At 31.7% G+C, this 9,942-nt stretch carries 10 protein-coding genes; 6 read left to right on the plus strand and 4 right to left on the minus strand.

What is annotated here, in order from left to right:
* Window positions 1-659, plus strand: a 659-nt coding sequence (locus tag V6U76_RS03110) for a hypothetical protein (protein WP_333023558.1), incomplete at its 5' end; no start/stop codon positions are given.
* Between the two features lie 139 nt (window positions 660-798).
* On the opposite strand, the gene V6U76_RS03115 is transcribed toward V6U76_RS03110, so the two are convergent.
* The 3 genes from V6U76_RS03115 to V6U76_RS03125 all read right to left on the minus strand — a co-directional run bounded on the left by V6U76_RS03115 (window position 799) and on the right by V6U76_RS03125 (window position 2,764).
* A complete protein-coding gene (locus V6U76_RS03115; protein ID WP_333023559.1) occupies window positions 799-1,494 on the minus strand; it encodes a hypothetical protein in 696 nt (231 codons plus the stop codon).
* A gap of 157 nt (window positions 1,495-1,651) precedes the next feature.
* Complete coding sequence (locus V6U76_RS03120; RefSeq protein WP_333023566.1) at window positions 1,652-2,095, minus strand: ankyrin repeat domain-containing protein; 444 nt, start codon at window positions 2,093-2,095, stop codon at window positions 1,652-1,654.
* A gap of 12 nt (window positions 2,096-2,107) precedes the next feature.
* Window positions 2,108-2,764, minus strand: coding sequence for an ankyrin repeat domain-containing protein (locus V6U76_RS03125; RefSeq protein WP_333023560.1), 657 nt, complete (start codon window positions 2,762-2,764; stop codon window positions 2,108-2,110).
* A 228-nt stretch (window positions 2,765-2,992) separates the two neighbouring features.
* Here V6U76_RS03125 and V6U76_RS03130 point away from each other — a divergent pair, with 228 nt between their 5' ends.
* From V6U76_RS03130 to V6U76_RS03140, 3 genes are all read left to right on the plus strand, one after another.
* On the plus strand, window positions 2,993-5,908 hold the full coding sequence (locus V6U76_RS03130; RefSeq protein ID WP_333023561.1) for a phosphoribosylformylglycinamidine synthase subunit PurL: 2,916 nt from the start codon (window positions 2,993-2,995) through the stop codon (window positions 5,906-5,908).
* Between the two features lie 15 nt (window positions 5,909-5,923).
* Entirely contained in the window at window positions 5,924-6,058 is a 135-nt protein-coding gene (locus V6U76_RS03135) for a hypothetical protein (protein ID WP_333023562.1), read from the plus strand.
* A 159-nt stretch (window positions 6,059-6,217) separates the two neighbouring features.
* On the plus strand, window positions 6,218-6,592 hold the full coding sequence (locus tag V6U76_RS03140; protein ID WP_333023563.1) for a hypothetical protein: 375 nt from the start codon (window positions 6,218-6,220) through the stop codon (window positions 6,590-6,592).
* Between the two features lie 97 nt (window positions 6,593-6,689).
* Here the strand turns inward: V6U76_RS03140 and V6U76_RS03145 are convergent, their stop codons facing one another.
* Window positions 6,690-7,454 carry a hypothetical protein gene (locus V6U76_RS03145; RefSeq protein ID WP_333023564.1) on the minus strand — a complete coding sequence of 255 codons (765 nt, stop codon included), beginning with the start codon at window positions 7,452-7,454 and terminating at the stop codon, window positions 6,690-6,692.
* A gap of 205 nt (window positions 7,455-7,659) precedes the next feature.
* Between V6U76_RS03145 and V6U76_RS03150 the strand changes: the two genes are divergently transcribed.
* Entirely contained in the window at window positions 7,660-8,064 is a 405-nt protein-coding gene (locus tag V6U76_RS03150; RefSeq protein WP_333023565.1) for a hypothetical protein, read from the plus strand.
* Between the two features lie 90 nt (window positions 8,065-8,154).
* Complete coding sequence (gene recJ / locus V6U76_RS03155) at window positions 8,155-9,897, plus strand: single-stranded-DNA-specific exonuclease RecJ (protein WP_333023567.1); 1,743 nt, start codon at window positions 8,155-8,157, stop codon at window positions 9,895-9,897.
* Window positions 9,898-9,942 lie beyond the last annotated feature (45 nt).

Below are 9,942 nucleotides of genomic sequence, written 5' to 3' on the forward strand. Positions count from 1 at the left end.
TTTTTAATAGTAATAGTATAGGAGAATCAACCAAAAAATCTATCTTTCTTGCATCTATGAATAATGTCCGTGCTTTCAGTAATGTTGAAATTTATCCAGAAGCAGCTAAGCTATGGATAAATAGTAAGTACATTGATCATAATAAAATACTGATGATCTATGATGAAGATATTTTGAAAACTTTTGAAGAAAATCTAGAAGCAGCTAAGATATTGGTGAATGGTGGTTTAAGTACTTTGTTGATAAAATACTTGACTACAACAAATGCTTTTGAAAGCATTAAAGATCATAATTTGGAATCCAAATTTGTCTTGTATAATAATAATATACCTCAAGATGAAAAATATAATGTACTGCAAAACAAAAATCGGTTAAAAGATATCTTTAAGGAGAAATTCCCAGGTCTTAGTGAGGAAGAGATAGAAAATATTATAGGAAACATAGACAGGTTCGCTAAATTACATGAGCTTGGATTAATCAATAAATTAACCACTGAAGATTTTAAAAAGGATCCAAAGGAATTATTGAATGAAAAACATCCAGAGTTAGCAGAAGCAAATCAAATTATATTTGATACACTAAATAGTCCTAAAGGTTCACTAACTGATATCTCACTTAAAGCAGTTGCAAAGTTTGCTAATCAGCAACATCACTCATAATTTTTGTTTCAGTATGCTACTCACGTAGTATACTGCTTTTTAGCAGCTAATATTTTAATCAGCAGTATTCATGCACAAGAAGAATACAATTAGCTGATAGAAGAATTAGTAAATAATTAAAAACTCCTACAATATTTCACTATAATGAATGCTTATTCTGTAGCTTGAAAGGTTCAACTCTAGTTGAAGTGGGATTTTTCTTGATTAGGAATTTTTCTTTTAACCCCCGTTCCTTGATGTTTTTTCCATCCAAATGCTTGTGAGAGTCTAAAAATTCTTTTGGTTGAATTAAACGCATATCATTACCGTGTTTAACTATTACAGCTCCATTAAAGAATGTTTGAAATGTCGCAGCTGGGCCTGGAAATTTACCACTACCTGGAATGTAAACTGCATGACAAATATCTTGATTACGCTGATATAAGCCGTAAGGGTAGGGGCCATAAGGACAAGTTTTACACCCTATTGGTTTCATTTTATCTTTTATATATTCTATACTAGAATTATATCTATCAATGAGATTTAGCGTTTTAGCATGTTGAAGAATCTTTTTTATCAGTTCTAAAATATGTGCTCCTTGATTGTTATCATATGCTTCTTTAATATAAATATCTAATTTTTCTGCTTCTTCTTGCTTTACCAAATTTAAAATAATCACTCCAGAGCCATCACATTGTACTGCCTGATAACATCTGTCTATATAATTGAAGAATACTAAGCCTTTATCACCAATAGGTTTACCTTCCCAATTGGTTATTTGTTTTCCTCCTATGGAATTTCCTTGTTCATCAAGTACAGGCTCTCCTGCTTTACGAGATTGCGTTTTATCTTGCATAAAATCATCTGCATCAAGTGGATAACATTCAGGGTAAACCAGAGGTTCACCACCATCTTCAAGTTTTGAAATGGGAATAAAGTTTTTATGTAATACTGAATTAGTATGTAAAGCATTTTTTACGTAAAAATTTTGACAAAAATTCTAAGCAATTTTACTATTTAACATATTTTTTAATCCAAGTTTTAATTTGACTATCAAGATTTACGCCATATTTAACCAGCAATTTTATTGCTGGAAAAGATCTAATCTGTATAGCATAAGATATAGGTGTTTTACCAATATATTCCATATTTAGATCTGCACCGCGTTTAAGTAATAGTTCTAATATTTCTAACTCATGTGATTTTATAGCAAAGTGTATACCTGCTGCTTCAATTTGTGGATTTATGTTTTCTCTAAGTAATACCCTAACCACTTCTAATTTATTACGTTGTTTTATTGGATTAGAAAAGTATGTATCTGTGTTACTAGATTCAAGTAACAACTCCAATGTTTTTAGTCTTCCTGAAAATGCAGCTATGTGCATAGGTTTCACTCCTAGCTTATCTTGAACATTTTGGTCTGCACCATATTCAAGAAGCAGTTGCACTATTCTTATATTACATTGAGATTAAGGACCATAAGATTTATTATGACGAAATGCAGCGTAATGTAACGGTGTATTACCATGGCTATCTTTCATAGTTGGATCTGCACCATATTGAAGCAATAACTCAACTATTTCTGGCTTATTTGTGTCAATGGATTGGTAATACCTTATTGCAGTAATTAAAGAAGAGTGAGAATTTGGATCTATTCCATACTCAAGTAGGTATTTTACAACTCTTATATGGCCATCAGCCATGGCAGCTGTCATTGGCGTTCCTAATGTACCACCAATATTCGGATCTGCTCCATTTTTAAGCAATAAATCTATAACTTCTAAGCGACCACGAGATGCAGCAAAATATAGTGGTGTACCACCATAATCTACATTTGGATCTGCACCATATTCTAGAAATAGCTTTACTATTTCTAATCTATTGTCTGCTGCAGCGTCATGTAAAGGTAATCCTCTAGGAAGGAGCTTATTTTGGATCTGCAGCTTTTCAAGTAGTCGTTTCACTTCTTCGACATCATTATTTCGTATAGCAAGTGATATTGGTGGTTCTTTGTGCGTGTAAACATTGGTGACAAATAATAATAGGAATAAAGAGATTAAGATACCTAATATGACGGCGATCCAGCCAATTGTAATAGCAATGTGCTTTGTAATGCTTTTTATCATAAAAACAGAATTATAAAATATAACATATAAAAAATAAGATATTGTAAACTATGCTCAGTGACTTTTATTAAAAGTTGTGTAGCTTTTTGGATTGTACTCTTAAATAGATATCTTGTAGAAACATGATTGCTAGATAAGGCTATGTAAATTAGCTACAGATCTGACGTGAGCTTAAAAAGGGTTTTTCTTTATGGCACACTATGGTATATTAATGTTTTACAATGTAGTATGGTAAATCTCAGAATAGAAGTTATAAGTAAAGATGAGCAATCTGGTTCTAGAGCAGAAGTAAATGTTTACTCTATTTTTATAGATAGAGAATTAACACAAGAGCTGTACAAGGAGATTTGTGCATTATTCTATCATAAAACTGTGCAGGACTGTTGTTACTATCTTTACGACAAAAGCTTAGAAGAAAATGAATATAAATTGCAAGCTGACTTGGGTTTAGAGATAAGCTTTTTACCTGGGATGACTGATAATATCGGCAATACTGTAAGGCAAATTATTAAAGAGTATTTAATAAGTAGGGGTTATGATGATATTCATGTCAATGCTAAAAGTTCTAAACTTATTCTTGGTAAAGGAGATGTACCAACTGAAGAGGATATAAGACAGCAATTTAATCCTATTATTGAATATTGTACGCTTATTTGCAAAGAAGAGAATAGTTATAATTACAAATATTATGGTAAATATAAATCTGCAATATGTGATACTGGGATAATAAGAGAAAATCTAAGAATAACAAGGAATAAAGTAAAGCATATCAACTTAAACTTGAATGATGAAGGGCTTGAAAGTATAGGTAATTACGGGGCAGATGGTAATGGTACTTTAGGTCTTTCTCTTCCTGCAATGAAAGCAATAAAAAGCTACTTTGATAAACTTGGTCGAGATCCATATGATATTGAACTTGAATCTTTAGCGCAGACTTGGTCAGAGCATTGTAAGCATAATATTTTTTCTTCTTCCATTGATGAAATAAAGGATGGCTTATATGAACATTATATAAAGCGTGCAACGCGTGAGATAAATTCTAGTATATGTATATCAGTTTTTTCTGATAACGCAGGTGCAATAATTTTTGATGATGAATACTTAATTGTGGATAAAGTTGAAACTCATAATAGTCCTTCAGCTCTTGATCCATTTGGCGGAGCGATGACAGGAGTTCTTGGAGTAAATAGAGATATAATCGGTTTCGGGATCGGTGCAGAACCAATAATGAATACTTATTATTTCTGTTTTGCCAGCAAAATGGATGGTAAACTCTACCGTGATAAAGAACTGACTAATGAAATCTTATCGCCAAAATTTATAGCTAAAGAGGTCATTCATGGCGTAAATGTTGGTGGGAATTCTTCAGGTATTCCTACTCAACTTGGTTCTTTGTATTTTGATGATAGATTTATAGGTAAGCCTTTGGTTTTTGCAGGTAGTGTAGGCATTATTCCACGTAATATTAATAATGTACCTGCACATGTTAAAAAACTTGAAGATGGTGACAAAATTGTAGTTATAGGTGGAAGGGTTGGTAGAGATGGAATTCATGGAGCAACATTTTCTTCAGAAGCATTGTCTGAAAATAATTCTTCAGCAGTCGTGCAAATTGGTGACCCTATAACACAGAAAAAATTATCCAATGCTGTAATTGAAGCACGTGATCTTAGTCTCTATAATGCCATAACAGATAACGGGGCAGGGGGGTTATCTTCATCTATTGGTGAAATGGGAAAAAATGGATTTGAAGTAGATTTAAGTAAAGTTTTACTAAAAAATAATGATATGTATCCTTGGGAAATATGGATATCAGAGTCACAGGAAAGAATGACCTTAGCAGTGCCACAGGAAAATTTAGCTATATTTGATCAAATTATGAAAAAGCATGATGTTGAATATAGTATAATAGGAGAGTTTAATAACAGCGGTAAAGCAGTAGTAAAATGTTCTCAAGAAATAATAATGGATATAGAAACTGAGTTTTTACATAATGGTAATCCAAAAATGCATTTACAGACAAAGCCATGGTCTAAAGAACCAGTAAAGATAAAAAAAATAAAGGCAGCTTCTATGGAGACTGCATTAAAAGAGATGCTAGGTATGCCTAATATATGCAGTAAAGAATTTATAGTAGTTCAATATGATCATGAGGTGCAGGGGTCATCTGTATTAAAACCGCTCCAAGGTAAGGGTAGGGTGTGTAGTGAAGTTATTATATCTAGGCCTATTCTTTCCTCAACTCGCGGCATTGTGAAGTCACAAGGGTTTAGTTCAAGTTATGGAGAAATTGATACTTATCACATGGCAGCATGTGCGATTGATACTGCTGTGCGTAATTACGTAGCTGCTGGAGGTAATATAAATCATCTAGCACTACTCGATAATTTTTGTTGGTGTGATGCGTATAATCCAGAAAGATTATGGCAATTAAAAAGAGCAGCTAGAGCTTGTTATGATTATGCAACTATATTTAAAACACCTTTTATATCTGGAAAAGATAGTATGTTTAATGATTTTAAAGGGTATGATAAAAGTGGAAAAGAAGTTGCTATATCAGCTCCACCATCGCTTCTCATTTCAGCTATTGGGATTATAGAAAACATTGAAAATGCAGTGTCACTTGATGTGAAAGTTCCTGGTGATTTAATGTATATACTTGGTATAACATATGATGAATTTGGAAGATCTGAGTATCAATTATATAGTGGAGTTGGTGATAATAATATACCGAAAGTTCATGCAGAAAATGCAAGAAAATTATATGAATGTTACTGTCAAGCAGTAAAAGAAGGGATTGTTGCATCTGCAATTGCTTTGAATTTAGGAGGATTAATTATTGCTCTAACAAAGTCGCTTATTGCAGGCGGTCTTGGAGCTGAAATAGATCTTTCAAAAGTAGCATTAGGAGAAATAGAAAATCCTGATAGTGTAAAAGAAATTATTATGTTTTCTGAATCACAAAGCAGAATATTAGTTACTATTGCACCGCAAAATCAGGAAAGGTTTGAAGAACTATTTAAAAATATTCCTTCTTCTTGTATTGGAGTGGTTACAGAAGAAAAGGTACTTAGTATTAAAGATACTTTTAATGTTAAACTTGAAGACTTAGCTAAAAGCTATAGAACATGTAGTTATTTATAACATTATGAGTGAGTGATGCGAATAGTTAAAAGCGGATTAGAAAAGGTACTCTATGATGTAAGTTATCAAGAAGATTTAAAGAAAGATAACATAATTAAAAAAATAGCTGATGGATTAAAAGAAGAAGATGAAGATCAATATAAGGAGTGAGAGAAGAATAATTTTAATATACTCCATAGTTTTTCTATAACTACAATTGAGCTCTGTGATGGGATTCAAATTAGTACAACACGACGCACACCATTCACTACGTTACCTATCATTGCTTCTGACACTAATAATACCAAGGTATTAAGGATTTTATTAGATATGGATGGTGTTTTAAGTCATTCAACCTTATTCTTTACTCCAAGATCCTTCCGTGTAAATATGAAAGATATAAAAGATATTGAGATGGCGAAGGTTTGGTCACAAGCGATGAAAAAGCAAATTATTAGAGGTAGTACTATTATCAGTTGTGCAGCTTCTGCATTAGGTGCTTTAATAACAGGGGTACTTTTCTTAACTGGAATGATTGTTGCATCTATTCCTGCAATAGCAATAGCAGTAACTATAGTTACAACATTAGCGCTTGCGGTAGGCGGAATTACATATTGTAGTCGTGTTTCAAAGCTGCCTAATACTGAAATTGATAAAATAGAAGTTGAGAAGAAATATCCAGATAAAGAAAAAATTGCTAATTAGTTGAAATAGTTAAGAGCAAAGATAAAAATATTATTAGCTAATCAAGCAAGGTAAAGGGTATGGGTGCTATATGAACTTACCATGACATATGCTAATTTTATTCTAGCCAGTATCTTTGTATTGGCCTTGTATACTTTGGCTTTTCCAATTTGGTTACAGGTTTATCATCTAACCAATATGCTTTAGGATTCTTTGGTTTTATGGTATTATGAACAACAGTTTCTTCATTTGAATCTGATAATTTTCTTTGATCATTATTGTTGTATGCTACTTTGTTATCACTTATATCACTAGTCAAATTGTTTGTTTTATAATTTAAATTCTTTCTTAAGAATAACTTCTGATCATGAATTTCAGTTTTATTTTTTGGCATTTTATTTATTTCTTTTTGTTTATCTGTTTCTTTCTTTTCATATTTTGGTTTTTTTGTTTCATGAGAAATATTCTCTGTTATTCTATTTTTAGTGCCATTATTCTTGATTTTGTTTCCTATACCAAAATGTTGATACTTGATGGATGATATATTAACTGTATGTGACTTTTTATTAACGTGTGACACCTTAGTGAAAGAAGAAAGTGCAATAATAAGAATCGGTATATGATATAGACCTTCTCTGAAGTGTTTTAGCTCATCTACCAAGTTCTTTAGTAAAAGTAATTTTTTATGTAATTTCAGAGATTCATTTTTATTTTTCTCATTAAGTAATTTCTTCTCAATTTGTTTTATTTCATATTCCCATAGTTTTTTTATAGCTTTTCTTTTTGTAAAAAGAATCTGAGCCATGTCTTTTATAGATTCAGTAATCCATTTTTCTTCGTCAATTGAACCTTTGTTGAAAATACCTCTAAGCCAGTTAGTCATATTTTTTATAGATTTTCTTCTTAAAATATTATGAAGTTTTGCTAGTATGTATTTATACATAGGCATTTCTTATATTAATCATAAATTTCATAATAATATTTTATATAAAGTTTAATGTTATTGACATAATTTTTTAAAAATGCCACTTTACAAAAAAAATCAATAGATTATGCTAGAGGATATTTATTTATATAGAGGTTTTTTTATGTTAGTTCCAGTAGTCGGTGTCTTTGCTGTAGTGGGGGCTGCAGCAATTATTGCAGAAGGAGTAGTTATAAGTAATCAAAAAAAGCAAGTAGAAGATTTACTTGCTAATGCAAAGGCATCTGAAGAAAGAGAGAAAGAGCACAAGAAAGAGATTAATGAGTTAAAACAAGGGAATGAGGAGTTAAAAAAAGAAAATGAGGAGTTAAATGAAAAACTTAATGATTTAACAAGGAAAATGGATTTGCTTCTCAATGCACCAGAGATACAAGTTGCACAAAGTTGTGGTGCTATGTATTTATCTAATGAAGACAAAGTAAACCTTGAAGAAATACCTCCACAAACTTGTTTAAATAACATAGAGCTAGAAAAACCATTAAGTCAAAATAATCAAAAATTCTTATAGTATTATTCATACACTTGTGCCATTAAAAGTGTTATTATAATTGTTGAAAGCATCTGTATTCAGATCTTTCTATTTATGACGAACATATAAATTCTAATGTTTAAAACAGAGCTCAGTGTAACGAATACTTTATGGAAATTACAAGAAGTAAATCAAAGAGAAATTTTAACTCTAATGCAAAATTTTAGACTGCCAGAAATATTGGCAAGAATATTAGTTACTCGTAACATTGGAATAAAAAATGTAGAAGACTTTTTTCATCCGTTAATTAGGTCATCTTTACCAGATCCTTTCCATCTTCTTGATATGGATAAAGCTGTTTCTAGAACCATCAATGCAATATATAACAATGAAAATATAGTAATATATGGCGATTATGATGTTGATGGTGCAACATCATCAGCTTTAATAAGAAAGTATTTACTAGCAATTGGCATAAATGCAAAAATTTATATACCTAACCGTATTGATGAAGGGTATGGGTTAAATTCTAATGCTCTGTTAAAGCTTAAAAAAAATGGAATGAATCTATGTATTGCTGTTGATTGTGGCACACTTGCTTATCAACCTATAGAGGATGCAAAAAATTTTAATCTTGATGTGATTGTAATTGACCATCATTTAAGTGTAGAAAAATTACCAAATGCTGTTGCTATAGTTAACCCAAATCGAATTGATGAAACATCTCCTTATAATAATCTTGCTGCTGTTGGTGTATCTTTTTTATTTGTTGTTGCGCTCAATAAAAGTCTCCGTGATAAAAAATTTTTTAAAGGTGCAGAGCCAAATCTTTTTTCTTTTTTAGACTTAGTCGCTCTTGGAACAGTGTGTGATGTTATGCAAATTACAGGACTTAATAGAGCTTTTGTATCTCAGGGGTTAAAAGTTATGTCAGCAAGAGAAAATATTGGCTTGCGTGTTCTACATGATACTCTAGGAATACTTGAAAAACTCAATGTTTATCAATTAGGATTTAGTATCGGTCCTTGCATCAATGCTGGAGGAAGAGTTGGTGAATCGTCACTAGGAGCAAGGCTACTTTCTACAAGTAATGAAGAAGAAGCTCTGTCTATTGCTTTAAAACTAATAGATCTAAATAATGCAAGAAAATCATTAGAGAATGAAGCTTTAGAGCAAGCTTGTTCTCAAACGGAGAAATTATGCGGAGTAAATTTTATCATGGTGATTGGTGATTGGCATCAAGGAATCATTGGAATTCTTGCATCAAGACTTAAAGAACAATTCTTTTTACCAACAATCGTGATATCAGTAGATAAAAAAGGAATAGGTAAAGCGAGTTGTAGATCGATTCCAGGAGTGGATATTGGAGCTGCTGTGCTTTCCGCAAAATTTTCTGGTTTAATTATAGAAGGTGGCGGTCATTATATGGCAGCAGGTTTTTCAGTAGAGGAAAGTAAAATCAAAGATTTACAAGAATTCTTTACATGTCAGTTTAGTAATATAGTGAGTCAAAAAGTTATAAAAGCTGATGGTATAATATCAGTCAAAACAGTAAGCATACCTCTTCTTCAGCAACTTGAGCGCCTAGAGCCATTTGGAGTTGGTAACCCAGAACCAAGATTTATAATTCAGGGAGTAAAGATAAGAAAACCAGAAATTATAGGAAATAATCACATAAAATGTTTTATCACTGATGATGATGCAAGAGTTAAGGGCATTGCTTTCCGTTCAGCAGATACTAAGCTAGGTTCTGCTCTTATGCAAGGTAATATAAAAGCAGTAATAGGAAAGATGTCTTCCAATTATTGGAATGGCAGTAGATTTGCACAATTTGTTATAGAAGATGCTTTGAGTTTTCAAAGCATACATTAGATTCGTGAGGTTATAATATTCCAGAGATATAAAACACAGATCACC

This window comes from Wolbachia endosymbiont of Pentidionis agamae (assembly GCF_036711655.1).
Taxonomy (GTDB): Bacteria; Pseudomonadota; Alphaproteobacteria; order Rickettsiales; family Anaplasmataceae; genus JAZHPY01.